Consider the following 21,407-nt stretch of genomic DNA (forward strand, 5'->3'; position numbering starts at 1 on the left):
CGGGTATTTGGCGTCAGGTGCGCATGCCTCGGCCGCTGACCAGCAAACGGGCGCAGCAGAGGTACAGCACAACTGTGGCCACGCACATGAAGGTCAACGCAGTGCCAATCTGGATGTCCGACACGCCTAATATGCCGTAGCGGAACGAGTTCACCATGTGCAGCACCGGGTTGGCCAGCGACAGGGTCTGCCAGATCGGCGGCAGTAGGTTGATGGAGTAGAACACGCCCCCCAGGTAGGTCAGGGGTGTGAGCACGAAGGTGGGGATTATCGAGATATCGTCGAAGTTGCGGGCGAACACAGCGTTGACGAAGCCCAGCAGGGAGAAGATGGTCGCGGTCAGCACCACTACCACGATGGTCACGCCAAGGTGATGCACGTGCAGGTCGGTGAAGAACAGCGACAGCAGCGTGACGATCAACCCTACCGCCAGCCCTCGCAGCACGCCGCCGAGGGTATAGCCGACGAGGATGGTGTGAGAGGACACCGGCGACACCATCAGCTCTTCGATGGAGCGCTGGAACTTCGCGCCGAAGAAGCTCGAGACCACGTTGCCATAGGAGTTGGTGATCACCGACATCATGATCAAGCCGGGAACGATGTATTGCATGTAGGTAAACCCGCCCATGCCACCGATCTGGCGGCCGATCAGGTTTCCGAAGATCACGAAGTACAACACCATGGTAATCGCTGGCGGCAGCAGGGTTTGTGGCCAGATCCGCATGAAGCGGCGAACTTCCCTGTAAACGATGGTATTGAGGGCAACCAGGTTGGGCGACAGTTCGGTACTCATACGGCCACCTTCGCCAGGTTCTTTTCAACCAGGGACACGAACAACTCCTCTAGCCGGTTGGTCTTGTTACGCAGGCTCAGCACTTCGATCTGGCGCAGGGCGAGTTGGCCGAACAGCGCGGTAATACCCGCTTTTTTATCGACCTGCACTTCCAGTGTATGAGGATCGAGCAGGCGGCACGGGTAACCGATGAGTTCCGGCGCTTTATCCAGGTTCTGCCCCAGGTCCAGCACGAAGGTTTCGACGGTGAGCTTGCCCAGCAACTTGCGCATGCTGGTGTTCTCGGCAATGGTCCCGTGATCGATGATGCCGATGTGACGGCAGAGTTGCTCGGCCTCTTCGAGGTAGTGCGTGGTAAGAATGATGGTGATGCCCTTGCGGTTGAGTTCGGTGAGGAACGTCCACATGGACCGGCGCAGCTCGATGTCCACACCCGCGGTGGGCTCATCGAGGATCAACAGGCGAGGTTCATGAATCAACGCCCGGGCAATCATCAGCCGGCGCTTCATGCCGCCCGACAGTGAACGCGACGGCGCGTCCCGCTTCTCCCACAACCCCAGTTGGGTCAGGTACTGCTCGGCACGCTCCTTGGCGACCTTCGGCGCAATGCCGTAATAGCCGGCCTGGGTCACCACGATGTCGAAGGTTTTCTCGAACTGGTTGAAGTTGAATTCCTGTGGCACCACGCCAATGGAGCGCTTCAGCCGTGCCGGATCGCGGTCCAGATCGTGACCGAACACATTCACCGTGCCGCTGGTTTTGTTCACCAGGGTGGACAGGATGCCGATGGTGGTGGATTTACCCGCGCCGTTGGGGCCGAGCAATGCGAAAAAGTCGCCTTCGGCAACATCCAGGTCGATCCCTTTGAGGGCCTGGAAGCCGTTGCCATAGGTCTTGGTTAGCTGCCGGATGGACAGTGCGGAACTCATGACAGATCAATACCGATAATAAGGTGGCCGGAAAGTTAAGGGCCACCGAGGTGAATTACAATGTCTGGCGTTCGCTTTCATGCTGCCGACGTGCGGTGCATGCGTACAGTGAAGCGCGTCGATAGTCATTATCAGGAGCAGGTCATTGCCCTGCCCTTCTGCTTCAACCGACCGGCCACACCGCCGTTAAGTTTCGCCGGCGCGCCGGGCGCCTACTACGAACTCAGCGTTCACAGCAGGGTCACTACAGGCACAGCCCGGCAGCGAAGCGGCCCGGCAAGATCGAGGCCGTGCCGGCTTCATCGCGCAGCTTGCGCGGTGCGCTCAAGCCCGGCCCCACCATCCGGAGAGAAACGTATGTGGGTGTTCGGTGTGTTGATTCTGTTGTGCGGCATCATCTGGCTCTGCCATAGGCGAGTGTCGCCCTTGCCCGTCCTGGGCATTGCTGCCGTTTATGTGCTGGGGCTTGGCCTGTTTACCGACACACCTGGCGTGATGTTGGCTGTTCTGTGGCTGCTGCTGGCGGCGGTCACGGCGTTTGTCACCTTGCATGGCCTGCGCCGCCAATGGTTCACCAAGCCCATGTTCGCCTGGGTCAAGCGCACCCTGCCGCCCATGTCCAGCACCGAGCGGGAGGCCATCGAAGCTGGCACCGTATGGTGGGACGGCGAGTTGTTCAGCGGCCGGCCCGACTGGCATACCTTGCTCAACTACTCGCCTTCCGTGCTCACCGCCGAGGAACAAGCCTTTATCGATGGGCCGACCGAGGCCTTGTGCACCATGGTCAACGACTGGCAGGTGGGCCAGGACATGGACCTCTCGCCCGAAGCCTGGGCCTATATCAAGCAGAACGGGTTCTTTGCCCTGATCATTCCCAAGGAATACGGCGGCAAGGGCTTTTCGGCCTATGCGCATTCGCAGGTGGCGATGAAGCTGGCGACCCGAAGTGGCGACCTCGCCTCCACCGTGATGGTGCCCAACTCGCTTGGCCCGGCAGAGTTGCTGCTGCATTACGGCACCGAGGAGCAGCGCAACCATTACCTACCGCGCCTGGCCAAGGGTGAAGAGATCCCCTGCTTCGCCCTCACCGGCCCCCTTGCCGGCTCGGATGCTGGCGCCATGCCAGACGTTGGCATCGTTTGCCGGGGGCAATGGCAAGGCGAGGAAGTTCTGGGCCTGCGCCTGACCTGGGAAAAGCGCTACATCACCCTCGGCCCGGTCGCTACCTTGCTGGGCCTGGCGTTCAAGGCCTACGACCCCGACCATTTGTTGGGCGACAAGGATGAGTTGGGCATCAGCCTGGCGCTGATCCCCACCGACACGCCCGGCGTGAATATCGGCCGGCGGCATGTGCCACTGGGCGCTGCCTTCATGAACGGCCCCAACAGCGGCAAGGACGTGTTTGTGCCACTGAGCGCGCTGATCGGCGGCCCGGCCATGCTGGGCAAAGGCTGGATGATGCTGATGAACTGCCTGTCGGTGGGCCGCTCCATCTCGCTGCCGGCCGTAGGTACTGGCGTGGCGAAATACAGCAGCCTGGTCACGGGGCGCTATGCAAGCATTCGCGAGCAATTCAATGTGCCACTGGCCGCGTTCGAAGGTATTCAGGAATCGCTCGCGCGCATTGGCGGCAACGCCTGGCTGATGGACAGCGCCCGCATCCTCACCGCCCGCGCGGTAGACCTTGGCGAAAAGCCCTCGGTGCTCTCGGCGATTCTCAAGTACCACCTCACCGAACGCGGCCGCGAATCCCTCACCCACGCCATGGACGTGCACGGCGGCAAGGGCATCATTGCCGGCCCTAACAATTACCTGGCGCGTAACTGGGCCGGCGCGCCTATCTATATCACCGTGGAAGGGGCCAACATCCTCTCCCGTAACCTGATGATCTTCGGCCAGGGCGCCATCCGCTGCCATCCGTTCGTGCTCAAGGAAATGGCGCTGGCCAGCCAGGGCGATAGCCATCAGGCACTCGAGGCGTTCGACCGCGTCTTGCTTGATCACCTGGGATTTGCGGCAGGTAACGCGGCCAGCACGCTTGCGCTTGGCCTGGGTGTTGGGCACCTGGAACGCCACCCTGGCGATCGCCTGAGCCAAGGCTACTTCCGCGCACTGGATCGGCTTGCCGCAGCCTTCGCCATGTTGGCGGACCTGAGCATGATGCTGCTTGGCGGCAGCCTCAAGCGCAAAGAGCGTTTATCTGCCCGGCTGGGTGACGTGTTGAGCTACCTCTACCTCGGCTCGGCCGCGCTCAAGCGCTACCACGATGAGCAATCCCCCGAGCACCTGCAGCCGCTACTGCGTTGGGCCATGGAAGAAAGCCTGGGCAAGGCCGAAGCCGCGCTCGCCGGCGTGTTGGCAAACTTCCCCAACCGCCTGCTGGGTAACCTGCTTACGCTGGTGGTATTCCCGCTCGGCCGTAGCCACCCCGGCCCGGACGATCGACTGGAAGCCGAAGTGGCCGGCATTCTTGGGCGCAGCGAAGAGGACCCGGCCCTGGCCGCCCTGCTTGAAGGCTGCTACCGCCCCGAAAACCCGAGCGACCCCGTGGGCGGCTTGCGTGCCACATGGCAACTGCTGGCCAAGGCAGCACCTGTGCAGCGCAAACTGCATGCGGCGCTCAAAGGTGGACAAGTGTCAGCGGCGCCAGGCCAGACAGCCATAGAGGCTGCGGTGGAACAGGGCGTGCTCCAATTGGCCGAAGGCGAAGTGTTACGCCAGGCCGAAGCTGCTCGCCGGAAGGTGATCGACGTGGATGACTTCGCACCTGAAGCCCTCAGTCGCACCGACGGGCAGGTGCGCTGAACCGCCCCGGGACAACAGGCGCGGCGGCGCTTATACTGCCGCGCTTTTCAGACAGGAGCCCTCCCGTGGCCAATCCGATCATCGAGCATCATCTGGCACTGCTGCGCCACCTGCGTGGAATCCTCGTGGCCCTGGGCGAAGCCGAGCAAGTGCCTGAAGAAAGCCATGCCCTTTTCGTGGAACGGTTCGATGAACTGATCGACGCCCTCATCGACGAGACACCGGAGAATTTCTACCTAGGCCAGGACCTGCTCTGCCAGGTGTTCACCCGCTACCCGCAGATTGCCCACTTGGTGCCACGTGACTTGCTGTGGTTCTTCGGCGGGGACTGCCTGCATTACATGCCTGATGACGAGATTGACTTGTATCAGCAGTTGGAAGACCGCCGCCACGAAGCGGAAGCGAACGATGAACCGTTCGACTGGAATCAGGAAAAGCAGTTGCTGGCGATGTCGGAGAACGGTCCGAAACACTGACAGCCACCAGGCGCAGGGACTCGGGGCGACTCTCTGACCGCCCCGGTTCTGGCCTGGTAATGCCCTGGTTATGGGTAGATGTACTTCATCACATACAAACTCAACTCCCGGAACACCTCGCTGGGCACATTGGGCATCAGTGCCTGCGCGCGCTCCATTGTCTTGCAATTGTATTTGACCATTTCCTCACGCACCTGCGCATCGATCATCCCGGCATTCACCACCTGCGCATACTGAAGATAGGAGCACGGGAAGTTCGCCGAGGCGTTTCGGCGGATCTCGAAATATGGATTAAGGCGCGGCAAGCTGGTGAAGGGCTGGTCGTAGTATTGCGCTTGGGGGGTAAGCTCCGACGGGGATGTACATTCGCTATGGCAGAGCGGCTTGCTCTCCATTCCGGTCTCTATGCCACGGTGATACAGCGTGATCTCGGAGCCAGGCACCTGCGTACAAGCGTTTTCGAATGCATCAAGGATCGCCCGGGCATTGAGTTGAGAGGCTTCTATCGCTGACAGCGTCAAAACCCGCTCGACTTCATTGCTTGCAACGCTGTTCACAAAGCGATCCAAGGTCGCCCAATGGCTGAATTCTTTCTGACAAGCGATCATATGCACTTCAAACTGGTAACCCGCCTTTACCGCATCAGCCGGAAAATCAGCAAACTTGGCACTATCGAGAGCAGTTTCCATAATGATGTTGTAGCGATTTTCAAGGGCATGGCCTAACACCCTATTGCCCAAGTCCCACACAAATTTATTGGTATGCTCGTACACATGGCGAATACCATGATCTTTCATACGCTCATATTGAGGATGGTGTTTGCGAAATGAGGGGAGGTAGAGGCTTACATAGTTTTCGTAGCGGCCGCTGGGTAACAGCTTGTTTTCGAGCAGATACGTCTTACCCGAGCCTTGAGTGCCCGCCACGACCAAAATCTTCGGGCTAGGCTCACACTCCAGGCACTCGGCGTCACGCGCTTTAGCGAACAATGATTCGCTAAGAGTGGCGAATGCCTTGTCCAGGTCAGCTTTGGTATGGGAGTAAAGAGAATTCATGCTGCCGGTCCTCGATAGCGCCGAAAGTGGCGAATCGACAACTTAAGGGGGGTGCCAGCGGGTTTGGCGGTAGTTACGTATGCCCCAATTGGCATCGACCAAAAACCGCACGCATGAAAAAAGGGCCCGGAGGCCCTTTTCTCTGTAGGTCAGCCCATGAACATGGCCAACCTGAATTTGGAGCGGGAAACGAGACTCGAACTCGCGACCCCGACCTTGGCAAGGTCGTGCTCTACCAACTGAGCTATTCCCGCAAATGGCGTCCCCTAGGGGACTCGAACCCCTGTTACCGCCGTGAAAGGGCGGTGTCCTAGGCCACTAGACGAAGGGGACAACTGCCCGAAACAACCTTCGGTCATTTCAGCAACCGCGACCACAAGGGCCTCGGATTTTACTGATACCGCCTGAGCCGTATCAAAGTAAACTGGAGCGGGAAACGAGACTCGAACTCGCGACCCCGACCTTGGCAAGGTCGTGCTCTACCAACTGAGCTATTCCCGCAATGGCGTCCCCTAGGGGACTCGAACCCCTGTTACCGCCGTGAAAGGGCGGTGTCCTAGGCCACTAGACGAAGGGGACACACTACAACATTCACTCCCTGCTGCGGTTGGCTAAGTGCTTTACGCTGCAAGTGGCGCGCATTCTAGGGGCGGTTTTGATACCCGTCAACCCCTCCGGAAAAAATTATTCAAATCAAAGGGTTCGACTCGCTTGCCGGGCCCTTGTTGCTCGTCGTACGGCGCTTTCACCCTATTGGCGGGGCTATGCCGGGCAATGCGCCACGCGCATAATCGACGCCTCGGCAAAGCTCGTGGAGGGGCAGCCCTGTCACCCCTCCCAGGCAGCCACTACACTCAAGCCATTGCTTTAGATGAGGTTCGCCCCGTGACACACATGATGATCGCCGCGATTGTGATTGCGGGCATTGCGATACTCATTGCCATCGGCTTCCTTAACAACATGGTAGAAGCCAACAAGGCGGAGAAGGTGCGCCTGGGCCATGAGTTCAAGGACCGTTTGCGCCGCTGCGCGGAAATCAACGAACGCTTCCCCGGCCAGCTCACCACCCCAGAGCTGAAGATGCTGATGCTCCGGCTCGAACACAACGTGGTCAAGCGGGCGCTGGCACTGAACAAAGGCAACCTTGACCTAAAGGAACGGCTTGCCGAGCTTGAGCTCGATATGGGCAAAGAGGAACTCGAGATCAAGAACCCTGTGGCCTCGATCACCACCGAATCCCAGGCCAAGGATGTGAGCTTCCTGATCGAGGCGTTGCATCATCAAATCCTGCGCGCTGCTCAGGAAGGCATTTTCAAACCGGGCGAATCCCGTCATTGGGCAGGGGTGATCCGCGGGTTGCTGGTGAAGCTGCACCTGGAGTTCTTCAATAACCTGGGGCAGCAAGCCTTTCAGGACGGCGACCCCGGCCATGCCCGCCTGGCCTACGAGCGCGCCGTGCAGTATTTGAAAAAACAGCCCGATCCCTCCCTGTACAGCGAAGAAATGGCCTATGCGCAAAAGATGGTCGCGCGTGCCGATGCACTGGTATTGAACAAGATCCAGGCCCACGACGGCGACGTGAACGAGCTCACCGCCGGGCTGAAGGAAACCGAAGAACAGACGGAGTGGAAGAAAAAGGCCCTCTACGACTGAGAGGGCCTTGGGCAGCGCCGCTGACCTGAGTATTACAGGTCAGTGGCCTGCAGGAAGATTTCCGCCAGCCGCTCGATACCCGCTTGATCCTCCTCGGTGAAACGTCCCACCGAGGGGCTGTCCAGATCCAGCACCCCAATAAGCCTGCCCTCCTTCACCAGCGGAACCACCAGCTCGCTGTTCGACGCGCTGTCGCAGGCTATATGGCCCGGGAATGCATGCACATCCTCCACGCGCTGGGTGATACGCGTGGTCGCAGCGGCGCCACATACACCTTTGCTGAAGAGTATACGCACGCAGGCGACCTTGCCCTGGAACGGGCCGAGTACGAGTTCTTCGTTACGGTTGAGGTAGAACCCAGCCCAGTTCAGGTCGCCCAGCTCGCTGTACAGGAATGCCGACATTTGCGCGGCGTTGGCGATGAAATCCCGTTCCCCGGCCAACAGCGCCTCGAGTTGCGCGCATAACAAGGCATAGCCGTGAAGGCCATCTCCGGTGGATTGCAGATCGATCATTGCTCAGGCTCCAGCATTTGCAGGCCCACCCACTGGCGGGCAAATTGATAGGCGCAACGCCCGTTTCGGTTGCCGCGCGAGGTGGCGAAGCGGACCGCGAGCACGTCGAACGCCGCATCCCGCTGCCAGCTCAGCCCCGCGCGAGCGGCCAATTGGTTGACCCAGTGCTCCACCACATTGAGGTAGTGCGCCTGGGTGAAGGGGTAGAACGACAGCCACAGGCCGAAACGGTCAGACAGTGCGATCTTGTCCTCCACGGCTTCGCTGGGATGCAGCTCGCCTTCTACCCGTGTCCAGTTATCGTTGTCGCTTTGTTTCTCCGGCACCAGGTGCCGCCGGTTCGACGTGGCGTACAGCAGCACGTTTTCAGGCGCCTGCTCGAGCGAACCATCCAGCACGCTCTTGAGCACACGGTAATCACCTTCGCCGGCTTCGAACGATAGGTCGTCGCAGAACAATACGAAACGCTGCGGCTGTTTGCGCAGCTGCTCGACCACGCGCGGCAAGTCTGCCAGGTGATCGCGCTCGATCTCGATCAGCCGCAACCCATGGCCGGCAAATTCCGCCAGCAAGGCCCTCACCAGCGAAGACTTGCCGGTACCGCGCGAGCCCCACAGCAACGCATGGTTGGCTGGCAGCCCTTCAAGCAACTGGCGCGTGTTGCGTTCCAGCTGGTTGCGCTGGTTGTCCACCCCTTGCAGGTCGCTCAAGCGGATATCCAGGCTCACCTCAAGGGGCAGCAAATAGCCTTCGCGGCCGTCCCGTTGCCAGCGCGCCGCGAGCGTATTCGCCCACTCGATGTGCGGCCTTGGGGCCGGCAGCAAGGGTTCCAGGCGGGCCAGTACTCCTTCGGCGCGTTCCAGGAACGCAGATAAACGTGAGTCCACAACTTCACCTCGGCGCTTACAAGCGCTATACAGGATGCAGGATGCGCCCATGTGCCACAGGGCCGGGGACCGACCCATTGACTATGCTGGGGGATGCATCATCAAGGAAAACAGCCCGATGCCCATGAGCATCAAGTTCAACCAGCGACTGTCCTATAAACAGGCCCGGCTCACAGTGTTGCTGGGCCTGATACTGGGCACGCTCTTGAGCCTGGTACAAATTTCCCTCGATTATGCCAGCAGCCGCGACCTGCTCAAACGCCAGATCGCCTCCTTGCTGGAGGTGAGCCAGAACCCTGCCTCACGAATCGCCTACAACATTGATCGGGAACTGGCCCTCGAGCTCACCCGCGGGCTGCTGCGATCCGAGTCGATCGTCGGTGCCCGCATCACCGACAACGAAGGCACGCTGCTCGCGGCCGTCGAGCGTCCGAAGGCCCAAACCCCCCACCGGTTCATTACCGATGCCTTGTTCGGGCGAAGCCTGGAAATCGAAACCAATCTGTTTCTGGAGCACCGCCCCGAAGAAAAGCTGGGCACCCTGAGCGTAGCCATCGACACCGCCGCATTGGGGGGTCGATTCATCGACCGGGCGGAGGTCACGCTCATCAGCGGGTTTCTGCGCACCATGCTGTTCACCGCCATTTTGTTGGTGGTGTTTTATTTCATGCTCACCAAACCGCTGGTCACGGTAGTGGGCCACCTGAGCCGCGCCAGCCCAGGGGCGGCGGACCCGCAACACTTGCCCTGCCCCCGCGGCCACGAGCGCGACGAAATTGGGGTGCTGGTGAGGGTGGCCAACCAGCAGCTGGACCGCACAGCCGTGGAAATTCGGCAGCGGCGGGCGGCCGAGGACCGGCTTACCGCCTACCTGGATGAGCTCGAAAGCATTGTGGCCGCGCGTACCACCGAACTGGAAGCCAGCAATCAACGCCTCAGCCAATCGAACCAGGAACTGGACGAAGCCCGCCGTACCGCATTGGAAATGGCCCAGGCCCGCTCGGCATTCCTGGCCAACATGAGCCACGAAATTCGCACCCCGCTCAATGGCCTGCTGGGCATGATCGCGCTTACGCTGGACAGCCCGCTCACGACGGAACAACGTCAGCAGCTGGCGATCGCTCATGATTCGGGGAAAGTACTGGTAGAGCTGCTGAACGATATTCTCGACCTGTCGAAGTTCGACGCAGGTCAGCTGGAGTTGGAGGCGTTGCCGTTCGACCTGTCGGTGCTGGCCGAAGACACCGCCAACCTGTTCAGCCAGAACGCCGCGCCCGAGGTGGAGCTTACCTGCCTGGTGCAGCCGGGCTTTCCCGCCATGGTGCTGGGCGACCCGATGCGCATCCGCCAGATCATCAGCAACCTGCTCTCGAACGCGCTCAAGTTCACTCGCCACGGGCGGGTCGACGTACGCCTGCAGACAGTGGGCGAGTACATCCGTATAGAGGTTCGAGACACCGGGATCGGTATTGCGCCAGAAGCTCAGCACAAGATTTTCAAGCCGTTCACCCAGGCGGGCGCGGCGATCACTCGACAGTTCGGCGGAACCGGCCTGGGGCTGGCGCTCACCAGCAACCTCTGTACGGCCATGCAGGGCCGGCTAAACATCAGCTCCAGGGCGGGCGTGGGCAGCCGCTTTTACGCCGACCTCCCGCTGACGGTACACACCGCCGCCTACCCCGCTCCACAGTTGCGGGGGAGAGTGTGGGCCGTATGTGATGCCGGCACCGGGCTGGCTGAGTTGCTGGATGAATACCTCCCGCGGTGGGGGCTGGAGTATCAGCGCTTCAACAGCCATGAAAGCCTTGAGAACATACAGCCGGACCTGCTGATCACCGATTGCCTGGAGTGCCTCCCCAGGCTTCGCCCTGCCGTGGCGGCGCCGTTGCTGCTGGTAACGGCTTATGGGAATTTCCTGCCGATGGAGCAGGCTGCGGCCCTTATGCCCATACAACAGCTGGCCCGCCCGCTGGCACGTCAGGGGCTGCTGGAGATCATGCGCAGCCATCTGGACGAGCAACCCCCCGGCTTGCCGGGCCCCGCCACCCCTGAGGGGAACGCACCGCGTCAGGCGCGGATACTTCTGGTGGAGGACAACCCCGTCAACCAACTGGTGGCCAAGGGAATGTTGAGCAAGCTGGGCTGCGAAGTGGAGGTAGCGATCAATGGCGCCGAGGGGTTGAGCGCGCTGGAACGCCAACCGTTCGACCTGGTGTTGATGGACTGCAATATGCCGGTGATGGACGGCTATGAGGCGAGCCGGCGCATCCGTGAAAGCGGCCGGTGGCCGGGCCTGCCGATCATTGCACTCACCGCCAACGCCATGCCCGAGGAACGGGAACGCTGCAAGGCGGCGGGAATGTCGGACTACCTCTCCAAGCCCTTCCGACGGGAAGAGCTGATCGGCCTGATCGACCACTGGGTCTCGGCGCCGCACGCTCCTACGAACGGCTGAGCAATGCCTGAATATCTGCCTCGAGCTTATCCGGCCGGGTGGCCGGGGCGTAGCGCTTTACCTGCTGCCCGGAGGCGCCCACCAGGAACTTGGTGAAATTCCACTTGATGGCCTTGCTCCCCAGAAGGCCAGGGGCCTGTTGCTTCAGCGCGAGGAACAACGGATGTGCCTGAGGGCCGTTCACGTCAACCTTGCGGAACAACGGAAAGGTCACGCCGAAGTTAAACTCGCAGAACTGTGAAATCTCCGCTTCGGCGCCCGGCTCCTGGCCGCCGAACTGATTACAGGGGAACCCCAGCACCATCAGCCCTTGATCCTTGTAGCGCTGCCACAGCTGCTCCAGCCCCTGATATTGCGGAGTGAAGCCACACTTGCTGGCGGTATTGACCACCAGCCAGGCCCGCGCAGGAAGGTCCGCGAGCGTTTTCGTGCCTCCCGCAATCAGTTCGCAAGGAACGTTCAGCAGCGGCGAGCCCATTACACCCGCTCCCCTTCAGTGGTCACCAACTGCAGGCATACGGAGTTGATGCAGTAGCGCAGGCCGGTAGGCGGCGGGCCATCGGGGAACACATGGCCCAGGTGGGCATCGCAGGTGGAGCAACGCACCTCGGTGCGAATCATCCCGTGGGTGGTATCGCGCAACTCGACCATCGCCTGGTCGCCGATGGGCTCATAGAAGCTGGGCCAGCCGCAGCCTGAGTCGAACTTCGTGCTTGAGTCGAACAGAGGCGCTTCACAACAGATGCAGTGGTAGATGCCGGCCGTTTTAGTGGCATTGTACTTACCGGTGAACGGGCGCTCGGTACCGGCCAGGCGGCATACGCGGTATTGCTCTGGGTCGAGCATCTCGCGCCATTCTTCCAGGGTTTTATCAATCTTTTGCATGGCTTTGCCTCGGCTACGGAAAATCCGCCGGAGGTGGCTTTTCCGTGATGGGGACGGCACGTATCATTGCGCCTTCAATCGTTGCCAGTCTGTCACCGGCGCTTCGCGCATTCAAACTCATTTCGGCGCCGCCCGGCCACTCTTCGGGATCTCATCATGCAGTTCAGCAAATCGAACAAACTCGCCAATGTCTGCTATGACATCCGTGGGCCGGTGCTCAAGCACGCCAAGCGGCTGGAAGAAGAAGGCCATCGCATCCTGAAGCTCAATATCGGCAACCCGGCGCCGTTCGGCTTCGAAGCGCCTGAGGAAATCCTCCAGGACGTGATCCGCAACCTCCCTACCGCCCAAGGGTACAGCGACTCCAAGGGCCTGTTCAGCGCGCGCAAGGCGGTGATGCAGTACTACCAGCAAAAGCAGGTAGAAGGCGTGGGGATCGAGGACATCTACCTGGGCAATGGTGTGTCCGAGCTGATCGTGATGTCCATGCAGGCCCTGCTGAACAATGGCGATGAGGTGCTGATACCGGCGCCGGATTACCCGCTCTGGACCGCCGCCGTGAGCCTGGCCGGTGGCCACGCTGTGCATTACCTGTGCGACGAACAGGCCAACTGGTGGCCAGACCTGGAAGACATCAAGGCCAAGATCACCCCGAACACCAAGGCCATGGTGATCATCAACCCGAACAACCCCACCGGGGCCGTGTATTCGAAAGAAGTGCTGCTGGGCATGCTGGAACTGGCTCGCCAGCACAACCTGGCGGTGTTCTCGGACGAGATCTACGACAAGATCCTCTACGACGAAGCCGTGCATATCAGCAGCGCTTCGCTGGCCCCGGACCTGCTGTGCCTGACCTTCAATGGCCTGTCCAAATCCTACCGGGTAGCAGGCTTCCGCTCGGGCTGGATGGCCATTTCCGGGCCTAAACAGCACGCCCAGAGCTACATCGAGGGCCTGGACATTCTTGCGAACATGCGCCTGTGCGCCAACGTGCCTAGCCAGCATGCCATCCAGACCGCACTGGGGGGTTACCAGAGCATCAACGACCTGGTGCTGCCGCCAGGTCGCCTGCTCGAGCAACGCAACCGCACGTGGGAATTGCTCAATGACATCCCAGGCGTGAGCTGCGTGAAGCCCATGGGCGCGCTTTATGCCTTCCCGCGGATCGACCCCAAGGTATGCCCGATCCTCAACGATGAAAAGTTCGTGCTGGACCTGCTGCTGTCAGAGAAGCTGCTCGTTGTTCAAGGCACGGCCTTCAACTGGCCGTGGCCTGATCACTTCCGTGTGGTCACCCTGCCGAGGGTAGACGATCTCGAACAAGCCATTGGCCGCATTGGCAGCTTTCTGCGCACCTACCGCCAGTGACAGCGCCGGGGGTGGGCGGCCAGTCACCCCCGTGCCAGAGCCCCCGCCCTCCCGCTTCGCTGCGCCTACCGAGTGTCGAAGAGTCGACGCAGCGTGTAGGAAACTTCTGAAGACACAGTTTGAAATAGTCGTTCTGTTGAATCGCCGGAGGGGGCGCCTTATATAGCCGACTACGCTTCACTTCAATCCGTCAGGAGTAACTCGACACCATGATGCGCATTCTGCTGTTTGTGGCCACCAACCTTGCGGTGGTGCTGATTGCCAGCATCACCCTGAGCCTTTTCGGCTTCAACGGCTTCATGGCGGCAAACGGGGTAGACCTCAACCTCGGCCAGCTGCTGATTTTCTGCGCGGTCTTCGGCTTTGCCGGCTCGCTGTTCTCGCTGTTCATTTCCAAATGGATGGCGCGCACCAGCACGGGCACCCAGGTGATTACCCAACCGCGCACTCGCCACGAACAGTGGCTGTTGCAGACCGTGGAGCAGCTGTCCCGCGAAGCCGGCATCAAAATGCCCGAAGTGGGGATTTTCCCTGCCTACGAGGCCAACGCCTTCGCTACCGGCTGGAACCGCAACGATGCCCTGGTCGCGGTAAGCCAGGGCCTGCTCGAGCGGTTTTCCCCGGACGAAGTGCGCGCGGTACTGGCGCACGAGATCGGCCACGTGGCGAACGGCGACATGGTCACCCTCGCATTGGTACAGGGCGTGGTGAACACCTTCGTGATGTTCTTCGCGCGGATCATCGGCAACTTCGTCGACAAGGTCATCTTCAAGAACGAAGAAGGCCAGGGCATGGCGTACTACATCGCAACCATCTTCGCCGAGCTGGTACTGGGTATCCTGGCCAGCATCATCGTGATGTGGTTCTCGCGGCGCCGGGAGTTCCGCGCCGATGACGCCGGTGCCCGCCTCGCCGGCACCGGTGCGATGATCAATGCGCTGCACCGCCTGCGGGCTGAGCAGGGCGTGGCGGTCACCATGCCAAGCACCCTCACGGCCTTTGGTATCAATGGCGGCCTCAAGCATGGCCTGGCCGGCCTGTTCATGAGCCACCCGCCTCTCGAGGAACGGATCGACGCCTTGCGTCGGCGCGGGTAACCCACCAGAGGGCGACGAAAGTCGCCCTCTTCGTTTGTGCCGGGCGCGTCGCGCATGCGCCTATGAATTCGATTGATTCATGCGAAAAAACCCGTTGGATTTCTACCCCTGGGCTCGATGAAGATAGCGCATTACTGTTTATCCACGAGGCCGCCATGCTGCCCAGTCTGTTTATCTCCCACGGTTCCCCCATGCTGGCGCTTGAGCCTGGCGCCAGCGGGCCGGCCCTGCGCAAGCTTGCCGCCGCGCTGCCAAGGCCCAAGGCCATAGTGGTGGTATCCGCCCACTGGGAGAGCCCTACCCTGCAGGTAAGTAGCCACCCTGCTCCGCCTACGTGGCACGACTTCGGAGGCTTTCCCCGCCCGCTCTACGAGCTGCAATACCCCGCTGCCGGAGAACCGGAGCTTGCAGCCAGGATAATGGATCAACTTGTCGAGAAAGGGCTGCCTGCCACCCTGGACCCACAACGGCCATTCGACCACGGTGTATGGGTGCCGCTGCGGCTGATGTACCCGGAAGCAGACATCCCCGTGGTGCAGGTTTCACTGCCGAGCCAGTACGGGCCTGCGTTGCAGATCGCGGTAGGCAAGGCGTTGGCCTCGCTTCGGGAGCAGGGCATGCTGCTGATCGGTTCGGGCAGCATCACTCATAATTTGCGTGAGCTGGACCGCCAGGCAGAGGACGAAGCCGCTACACCTTGGGCATTGGCGTTCAGGGACTGGATTGCGAGCAAGCTCGGCAGCGGAGAGATAGAAGCATTGCTGGATTACCGCCGCCAGGCACCGCATGCCGTGCGCAACCACCCGAGCGAGGAGCACCTGTTACCGCTGTACTTCGCGCTGGGGGCGGGCGAGCGCTTCAGCATCGTGCATCAGGGCTTCACCCTTGGGGCGCTGGGGATGGATGTGTATCGGTTTGATTGAAGCGTCGCCTGCCCCTTCGCGAGCTTCGCCTATCGCCTCCCCCCACTTCTAGGCCGGGCTCTGAAAACAAAAACCCCCGCACTCAGGCGGGGGTTTTTGTTACAGCAGGCGCGGCTCAGTCTTCGCGATAACGGCGCAGTTTCAGCTGCTTGCCGGCAACGCGGGTGTCCTTGAGCTTGGCCAGCAGGCGGTCGAGGCCGTCTTCCGGCAGCTCAACCAGGCTGAAGCTGTCACGCACCTGAATGCGGCCGATGGTTTCGCGCACCAGGCCGCCCTCGTTGAGGATGGCGCCCAGCAGGTTTTTCGCGGCGATACCGTCGCGAGCACCCAGTGCGGTACGGCAGCGAACGCGGCCTTCGCCCAGTGGCATCGGGGCGCGGCGCTCGTGGCGCTCACCGCTACGCTCACCGGTGCGCTCGCGCTGTGCGGCTGCGGTCGGTACCAGCGGCTGGTCACGCTCAACGGTCGCCAGGTCCAGTGCCTGGCCATTGGTGGCCTTGCTCAGGAGTGCGGCGGCCAAGGCGCGCGGGCTGCAACCGATATCCGCGGTAAGGCGGTCGAGCAGCTCGCCATGGCTGGCTTCGGCGTCGGCCACCAGCGGCGCGATGCTGTTGGTCAGCTTCTTGATGCGGGCATCCAGTACCGCCTGAGCGCCTGGCAGGCGCACTTCGGTAACCTTCTGGCCGGTCACACGCTCGATCACCTGCAGCATGCGACGCTCGCGCGGGGTAACCAGCAGCAGCGCGCGGCCTTCGCGACCGGCGCGGCCAGTACGGCCGATACGGTGAACGTAGGACTCGGGGTCGTACGGCATGTCCACGTTGAACACGTGGGTGATGCGCGGTACGTCCAGGCCACGGGCAGCGACGTCGGTGGCGACAACGATGTCCAGGCGGCCATCCTTGAGCGAGTCGATCACGCGCTCACGCTGGTTCTGGGCGATGTCACCGTTGAGCGCAGCAGCCTTGTAGCCCTTGGCTTCCAACGCGCTGGCCAGATCCAGGGTAGCCTGCTTGGTGCGCACGAAGGCGATCAGCGCATCGAACTCTTCCACTTCCAGCAGGCGCAGCACGGCGGCTGCCTTCTGATCGGCGTGAACCAGCAGGTAAGCCTGCTCGATCGCCGAAACGGTCTGGGTCTTGGTCTGGATCTTGACGTGCTTGGGGTCTTTCAGGTGACGCTCGGCGATGGCCCGGATGGAGGCCGGCAGCGTAGCCGAGAACAGCACGGTCTGGCGGGTTTCCGGCATGGCATCGAAGATCACTTCGAGGTCATCCATGAAGCCCAGCTTGAGCATTTCGTCAGCTTCGTCGAGCACCAGGTGGTTGACGGTGGCCAGTACCTTTTCGTCGCGGCGCAGGTGGTCGCACAGGCGGCCAGGGGTGGCTACAACGATTTGAGCGCCGTTACGAATGGCTTTGAGCTGCGGGCCCATCGGGGCACCGCCATATACTGCTACAACGTTCACGCCAGGCATTTGCTTGGCATAGGTTTCGAACGCTGTAGCCACTTGCAGCGCCAACTCACGGGTTGGCGCCAGGATCAGGGCTTGCGGCTCGCGTTTGCTCGGGTCGATACGGGACAGGATCGGCAGAGCGAACGCGGCGGTTTTGCCGGTACCGGTCTGCGCCTGGCCGATCATGTCATGACCGGCGAGGATGATCGGAATCGATTGCTGCTGGATCGCGGAGGGTTCTTCGTACCCTGTGGCGATAACGGCTGCAACGATGCTTGGATGGAGTTCGAGCGCGGCGAAGCCGCCGGATTCCTGGGTCATGGGTCTGCCTCTAAGTGCATCCGCAAAGACCCATGCTCCAAAGTTGCGCATGCCGTAAGACTTCGAGAGTCACCCTGGCAACTTTGGCGGCGGGGATTTGCGAAAACGATTGATGAATGAATCGTCAGGAGAGCCCGCTAGCGCGGACGTCAGCCGAAGCTGTCTTCGGAGAATGCTACCTAAACGTGGCCCGTTAAAAGGCCGGCGCGCATCATACCTGAAAAGCGCCCTTGCGGGGGAGTTTTTTCTCAGGCAAGACAGCGCTGCCTCGCCTGTGGCCATTGGCTTTGCTCAAGAGGCCGGTCGTAGCGCCTTCAACAGGCTTTCGAGCGAGTAACCCAGCCGCGGCGCCAGGGTTGCGCAGCGCTGATGCAGGGCGTCGAAATCCAGTTGCTGGTCCAGGTCGGCAGGTACCAGCAGGATCACGTTCCCTTCCTTTACCGGCAGCTCCCAATAGTGGCGGTGGTACAGGCCCCGCAACAAGGCGGCGCCTAGCGGCTTGCCGTCATCGCTGGCCCATTGATTGATCACCAGCCAGCCACCCGGGTTGAGCCGTTGCTGGCATTGCTCGAGAAACCGCCAGGCGAGATGAGCCACGCCCGGGCCCTGATCCGTATAAAGGTCGACGAACACAAGGTCGGCCGACTCGGCGGTAGGCAGCAGTTCGAGGGCATCGCCGATCCGGATGTACAGCCGCGGGTCGTCTGCCAGGCCCATGTACTCCATGGCAAGGCGCGGCACATCCGGGCGCAGCTCGATGCACTCCACATCCTCCAGCGGCAGGTGCGCCAGGCAGGCCTGAGTGAGGTTGCCGGCACCGAGGCCAAGGAACAGCGCGGTTTCCGGAGCGTCATGACACAACGCGCCAATCAGCATGGCACGGGTGTAGTCATACTCGAGCCAGGCGGGGTCGGGCATGAACACGCAGCTTTGTTCGATGGCCGCGCCGAACTCCAGGAAGCGGTAGTCACCCACCTCCCACACGCGGACCACGCCGAAGGCGTCCTCCACTTCGGCAAGCAGGCGCTCCTCGGAAGGAGGCGGCGTGGGTTGGATCGGTTCGTCCACGGCGAGGCGTTCTTCAGGCGGAAACCGGCCATTCTCCCTGAGTCCCGGGCAATTCGCCAGCGCAGCGAACCCGGGCACTTGTGGGGTAATATCCAGCCCCCCTGCCCTTCAACCCGCGAGGTCACCATGTCCGCCCCCTGGAGCCCAGACAGCTGGCGCTCACTGCCGATCAAGCAGCAGCCGAGTTATCCTGACGCCGATCACCTGGCCAAGGTGGAACGTACCCTCGCCGGCTTCCCGCCACTGGTGTTCGCTGGCGAGGCGCGTGAATTGCGCCGACAGTTCGCCGAAGTCACCCAGGGCCGCGCGTTCCTGCTGCAAGGCGGCGATTGCGCCGAGAGCTTCGCGGAGTTTTCCGCCGCCAAGATCCGCGACACCTTCAAGGTATTGCTGCAAATGGCGATCGTGATGACCTTCGCCGCAGGTTGCCCAGTGGTGAAGGTGGGGCGCATGGCCGGCCAGTTTGCCAAGCCTCGCTCGGGCAACGACGAAACCCAGGGGCTGGTGACGCTACCGGCGTACCGCGGGGACATCGTCAACGGCATCGGCTTCGATGAGCAGAGCCGCACGCCGGACCCGGAGCGGCTGATGCAGGCGTATCACCAGTCCACCGCCAGCCTTAACCTGCTGCGGGCCTTCGCCCAGGGTGGCTTTGCCGACCTGCATCAGGTGCACAAGTGGAACCTGGATTTCATCGCCAACTCCGCGCTGGCAGACAAATACCACCGCCTGGCGGACCGCATCGACGAAACCTTGGGGTTCATGCGCGCCTGCGGCCTGCACGAGTTGCCTCAGTTGCGGGAAACCAGCTTCTTCACCGCCCACGAAGCGCTGCTGCTCAACTACGAACAAGCCTTCGTGCGCCGCGACAGCCTCACCAACGATTGGTACGACTGCTCGGCCCACATGCTCTGGATCGGCGACCGCACCCGCCAGCTGGACGGTGCCCATGTTGAATTCCTGCGGGGGGTGAACAACCCCATCGGAGTGAAAGTCGGCCCCACCATGGACCCGGACGAACTGGTACGCCTGATCGACGTGCTAAACCCGGACAACGACCCCGGCCGCCTGAACCTGATCGTGCGCATGGGTGCAGGCAAGGTGGGCGATCACTTGCCTCGCCTGCTACGGGCTGTGCAGCGCGAGGGGCGGCAGGTGCTGTGGAGCAGCGACCCGATGCACGGCAACACCATCAAGGCGAGCACCGGCTACAAGACCCGGGATTTCGCGCAAATCCTCGGCGAGGTGAAGGATTTCTTCCAGGTGCACCAGGCCGAAGGTACTTACGCGGGCGGTATCCATATCGAGATGACGGGGCAGAACGTCACCGAATGCATTGGCGGGTCACGGCCGATCACCGAAGACGCCCTGTCCGATCGCTATCACACCCATTGCGACCCCCGCTTGAACGCCGACCAGTCGCTGGAACTGGCCTTCATGATAGCCGAAACGCTCAAAGGGGTTCGTCGCTGAGTTCAAGCGCAGCCTGCAGCGCCAGCCCTTCGGGGCGTGGGCATTGAATATCCAGCGCCGCCAGGCCCAGCCAGGCGGCCAGGGCTTTCAAGGCAGCCGCCAGCGCCTGCATGGCATCATCGCCCAGCGCCGGGCCTTCCTGGTGCAGGGCGTGTACCCGCAAGCATCCATTGGCACGGTCGGCGCGAATGTCCACCCGCGCCACCAGGGCTTCCCGGTGTAAAAACGGCATCACGTAGTAGCCGTATACCCGGCGGGCCGGCGGCGTGTAGAACTCCAGCCGGTAGCGGAAGGCAAACAGCCGCTCGGCGCGGTCGCGCTCCCATATCAGCGAATCGAACGGGGATAACAGCGCGCTGACATCCACCTTGCGAGGTATTCGCGAAACCGGCAGGCACCAGGCCGGCTGCGCCCAGCCTTCCACTTCGCAACGTAACAGGCCGCCCTCTTCCTCCAACTCCAGTAGCCGGGCCCGAGCATCGTCGGGGCCGAGACGGAAATAGGCGCGAAGGTCCCGCTCGGTAGCAACACCCAGCGCCCGCGCGGCATGCAACAGCAGCGCGCGCTGGGCATCGGCTTCATCGGGCGTGGGTTGGGCCAGCAGCGCGGCTGGGAATACACGCTCCGGCAAATCGTACAGCCGCTCGAACCCGCGGCGCGATGCGACCGTTACTTCACCTGCCGCAAACAGCCATTCCAGGGCCATTTTCTCTTCGCTCCAGTCCCACCAAGGCCCCGCCCGCTCCTTGCGCGTGGACAGGCTGCCTGCGCCCAGCGCGCCGTTGCGCCGAACGTGGTCCAGTACTTCGGCCACCCGCCGGGGCTGTTCGGCGCCAAACCGCGCCAGCTCCCGGTAAATGCCCTCGCCACGGCGGGCACGCGCCATGCGCCAGCGCAGAAGGGGTTCCAGGCCCAGCGGCAACAGCGAAGCTTCATGCCCCCAATACTCGAACAGCTGCCGGTGCCTGCCCTTGCCCCAGGCAAGGCGATCCAGGGCCTCGCGCGAATATTCGCCCAGGCGGGAATACAGCGGCAGGTAGTGTGAGCGTGCCAGTGCATTGACCGAATCAAGCTGCAAGGCACCCAGGCGCTCAGCCATTGCCAGCAGGTGGCGGGGTTCATGTCGGCCCTGGCGTGCACCGAAACCTTGGGCATGAAGTGCCAGCCGACGGGCTTCTGGCTGGCTGAACGATTCACGCGGCGGCATAGGCAAGTCCGAAGATGCAAATTCATACCTTAGCCCAGGAA

General features: G+C 61.8%; 17 protein-coding genes, 4 tRNA genes and 1 pseudogene. 8 read left to right on the forward strand and 14 right to left on the reverse strand.

What is annotated here, in order from left to right; translation table 11 throughout:
* Positions 1-13: 13 nt before the first annotated feature.
* The gene (locus LG385_RS15395; protein ID WP_225775001.1) at positions 14-793 is read right to left on the reverse strand and encodes an ABC transporter permease; all 780 of its coding nucleotides are present in this window, start codon (positions 791-793) and stop codon (positions 14-16) included.
* A complete protein-coding gene (locus LG385_RS15400; protein ID WP_225775002.1) occupies positions 790-1,722 on the reverse strand; it encodes an ABC transporter ATP-binding protein in 933 nt (310 codons plus the stop codon). Before LG385_RS15400 ends, LG385_RS15395 begins: the two co-directional genes overlap by 4 nt.
* Positions 1,723-2,079: 357 nt before the next feature.
* Here LG385_RS15400 and LG385_RS15405 point away from each other — a divergent pair, with 357 nt between their 5' ends.
* Positions 2,080-4,527, forward strand: coding sequence for an acyl-CoA dehydrogenase (locus LG385_RS15405; protein ID WP_225775003.1), 2,448 nt, complete (start codon positions 2,080-2,082; stop codon positions 4,525-4,527).
* Positions 4,528-4,592: 65 nt separating this feature from the next.
* Positions 4,593-5,003, forward strand: a complete 411-nt coding sequence (locus LG385_RS15410; RefSeq protein ID WP_225775004.1) for a PA2817 family protein — start codon at positions 4,593-4,595, stop codon at positions 5,001-5,003.
* A gap of 68 nt (positions 5,004-5,071) precedes the next feature.
* Here LG385_RS15410 and LG385_RS15415 read toward each other — a convergent pair whose 3' ends face one another.
* The 5 genes from LG385_RS15415 to LG385_RS15435 form a co-directional block, all read right to left on the reverse strand.
* Positions 5,072-6,058, reverse strand: coding sequence for a zeta toxin family protein (locus tag LG385_RS15415; protein WP_225775005.1), 987 nt, complete (start codon positions 6,056-6,058; stop codon positions 5,072-5,074).
* A 178-nt stretch (positions 6,059-6,236) separates the two neighbouring features.
* Positions 6,237-6,312, reverse strand: a tRNA-Gly gene (locus LG385_RS15420).
* Between the two features lie 3 nt (positions 6,313-6,315).
* Positions 6,316-6,391: transfer RNA gene (locus LG385_RS15425), tRNA-Glu, on the reverse strand.
* Between the two features lie 92 nt (positions 6,392-6,483).
* Positions 6,484-6,559: transfer RNA gene (locus LG385_RS15430), tRNA-Gly, on the reverse strand.
* 2 nt (positions 6,560-6,561) lie between these two features.
* Positions 6,562-6,637: transfer RNA gene (locus LG385_RS15435), tRNA-Glu, on the reverse strand.
* 306 nt (positions 6,638-6,943) lie between these two features.
* On the opposite strand from LG385_RS15435, the gene LG385_RS15440 reads away from it, so the two are divergent.
* Complete coding sequence (locus LG385_RS15440) at positions 6,944-7,711, forward strand: hypothetical protein (protein WP_225775006.1); 768 nt, start codon at positions 6,944-6,946, stop codon at positions 7,709-7,711.
* 32 nt (positions 7,712-7,743) lie between these two features.
* On the opposite strand, the gene LG385_RS15445 is transcribed toward LG385_RS15440, so the two are convergent.
* Both LG385_RS15445 and LG385_RS15450 read right to left on the reverse strand, forming a co-directional pair.
* Positions 7,744-8,226 (reverse strand): GAF domain-containing protein, encoded by a 483-nt coding sequence (locus tag LG385_RS15445; protein ID WP_225775007.1) that lies wholly within the window; start codon positions 8,224-8,226, stop codon positions 7,744-7,746.
* The gene (locus tag LG385_RS15450; protein WP_225775008.1) at positions 8,223-9,113 is read right to left on the reverse strand and encodes an ATP-binding protein; all 891 of its coding nucleotides are present in this window, start codon (positions 9,111-9,113) and stop codon (positions 8,223-8,225) included. The genes LG385_RS15445 and LG385_RS15450 overlap by 4 nt, the downstream gene beginning before the upstream one ends.
* 124 nt (positions 9,114-9,237) lie before the next feature.
* Here LG385_RS15450 and LG385_RS15455 point away from each other — a divergent pair, with 124 nt between their 5' ends.
* Entirely contained in the window at positions 9,238-11,568 is a 2,331-nt protein-coding gene (locus tag LG385_RS15455) for a response regulator (RefSeq protein WP_225776257.1), read from the forward strand.
* Here the strand turns inward: LG385_RS15455 and LG385_RS15460 are convergent.
* Positions 11,555-12,046, reverse strand: a complete 492-nt coding sequence (locus LG385_RS15460; RefSeq protein ID WP_225775009.1) for a glutathione peroxidase — start codon at positions 12,044-12,046, stop codon at positions 11,555-11,557. The genes LG385_RS15455 and LG385_RS15460 overlap by 14 nt on opposite strands.
* Positions 12,046-12,453, reverse strand: coding sequence for a peptide-methionine (R)-S-oxide reductase MsrB (msrB, locus tag LG385_RS15465; protein ID WP_181117346.1), 408 nt, complete (start codon positions 12,451-12,453; stop codon positions 12,046-12,048). Before msrB ends, LG385_RS15460 begins: the two co-directional genes overlap by 1 nt.
* Positions 12,454-12,609: 156 nt before the next feature.
* Here msrB and LG385_RS15470 point away from each other — a divergent pair, with 156 nt between their 5' ends.
* From LG385_RS15470 to LG385_RS15480, 3 genes are all read left to right on the forward strand, one after another.
* Complete coding sequence (locus tag LG385_RS15470) at positions 12,610-13,821, forward strand: pyridoxal phosphate-dependent aminotransferase (RefSeq protein ID WP_225775010.1); 1,212 nt, start codon at positions 12,610-12,612, stop codon at positions 13,819-13,821.
* A gap of 209 nt (positions 13,822-14,030) precedes the next feature.
* Positions 14,031-14,918, forward strand: a complete 888-nt coding sequence (htpX, locus tag LG385_RS15475) for a protease HtpX (RefSeq protein WP_181117344.1) — start codon at positions 14,031-14,033, stop codon at positions 14,916-14,918.
* A 155-nt stretch (positions 14,919-15,073) separates the two neighbouring features.
* Positions 15,074-15,841, forward strand: coding sequence for a DODA-type extradiol aromatic ring-opening family dioxygenase (locus tag LG385_RS15480; protein ID WP_225775011.1), 768 nt, complete (start codon positions 15,074-15,076; stop codon positions 15,839-15,841).
* Between the two features lie 115 nt (positions 15,842-15,956).
* On the opposite strand, the pseudogene LG385_RS15485 reads toward LG385_RS15480, so the two are convergent.
* Both LG385_RS15485 and LG385_RS15490 read right to left on the reverse strand, forming a co-directional pair.
* A pseudogene (locus tag LG385_RS15485) lies at positions 15,957-17,652 on the reverse strand (DEAD/DEAH box helicase).
* A gap of 257 nt (positions 17,653-17,909) precedes the next feature.
* Complete coding sequence (locus LG385_RS15490) at positions 17,910-18,686, reverse strand: spermidine synthase (RefSeq protein WP_225775012.1); 777 nt, start codon at positions 18,684-18,686, stop codon at positions 17,910-17,912.
* A gap of 126 nt (positions 18,687-18,812) precedes the next feature.
* Here LG385_RS15490 and LG385_RS15495 point away from each other — a divergent pair, with 126 nt between their 5' ends.
* Positions 18,813-20,159 (forward strand): class II 3-deoxy-7-phosphoheptulonate synthase, encoded by a 1,347-nt coding sequence (locus LG385_RS15495; RefSeq protein ID WP_181117341.1) that lies wholly within the window; start codon positions 18,813-18,815, stop codon positions 20,157-20,159.
* Here the strand turns inward: LG385_RS15495 and LG385_RS15500 are convergent.
* Positions 20,140-21,366, reverse strand: a complete 1,227-nt coding sequence (locus tag LG385_RS15500; protein ID WP_225775013.1) for a winged helix-turn-helix domain-containing protein — start codon at positions 21,364-21,366, stop codon at positions 20,140-20,142. The two genes, LG385_RS15495 and LG385_RS15500, sit on opposite strands and share 20 nt — an antisense overlap.
* Positions 21,367-21,407: the final 41 nt, after the last annotated feature.

This window comes from Pseudomonas sp. Marseille-Q5115 (genome assembly GCF_916618905.1).
Lineage (GTDB): Bacteria > Pseudomonadota > Gammaproteobacteria > Pseudomonadales > Pseudomonadaceae > Aquipseudomonas > Aquipseudomonas japonica_A.

Coding starts and splice junctions, on each gene's coding strand:
- LG385_RS15395 (WP_225775001.1), bottom strand. CDS start 793: ATGAGTACCGAACTGTCGCCCAACCTGGTTGCCCTCAATACCATCGTT.
- LG385_RS15400 (WP_225775002.1), bottom strand. CDS start 1,722: ATGAGTTCCGCACTGTCCATCCGGCAGCTAACCAAGACCTATGGCAAC.
- LG385_RS15405 (WP_225775003.1), top strand. CDS start 2,080: ATGTGGGTGTTCGGTGTGTTGATTCTGTTGTGCGGCATCATCTGGCTC.
- LG385_RS15415 (WP_225775005.1), bottom strand. CDS start 6,058: ATGAATTCTCTTTACTCCCATACCAAAGCTGACCTGGACAAGGCATTC.
- LG385_RS15445 (WP_225775007.1), bottom strand. CDS start 8,226: ATGATCGATCTGCAATCCACCGGAGATGGCCTTCACGGCTATGCCTTG.
- LG385_RS15455 (WP_225776257.1), top strand. CDS start 9,238: ATGAGCATCAAGTTCAACCAGCGACTGTCCTATAAACAGGCCCGGCTC.
- LG385_RS15460 (WP_225775009.1), bottom strand. CDS start 12,046: ATGGGCTCGCCGCTGCTGAACGTTCCTTGCGAACTGATTGCGGGAGGC.
- msrB (WP_181117346.1), bottom strand. CDS start 12,453: ATGCAAAAGATTGATAAAACCCTGGAAGAATGGCGCGAGATGCTCGAC.
- LG385_RS15470 (WP_225775010.1), top strand. CDS start 12,610: ATGCAGTTCAGCAAATCGAACAAACTCGCCAATGTCTGCTATGACATC.
- htpX (WP_181117344.1), top strand. CDS start 14,031: ATGATGCGCATTCTGCTGTTTGTGGCCACCAACCTTGCGGTGGTGCTG.
- LG385_RS15480 (WP_225775011.1), top strand. CDS start 15,074: ATGCTGCCCAGTCTGTTTATCTCCCACGGTTCCCCCATGCTGGCGCTT.
- LG385_RS15495 (WP_181117341.1), top strand. CDS start 18,813: ATGTCCGCCCCCTGGAGCCCAGACAGCTGGCGCTCACTGCCGATCAAG.
- LG385_RS15500 (WP_225775013.1), bottom strand. CDS start 21,366: ATGCCGCCGCGTGAATCGTTCAGCCAGCCAGAAGCCCGTCGGCTGGCA.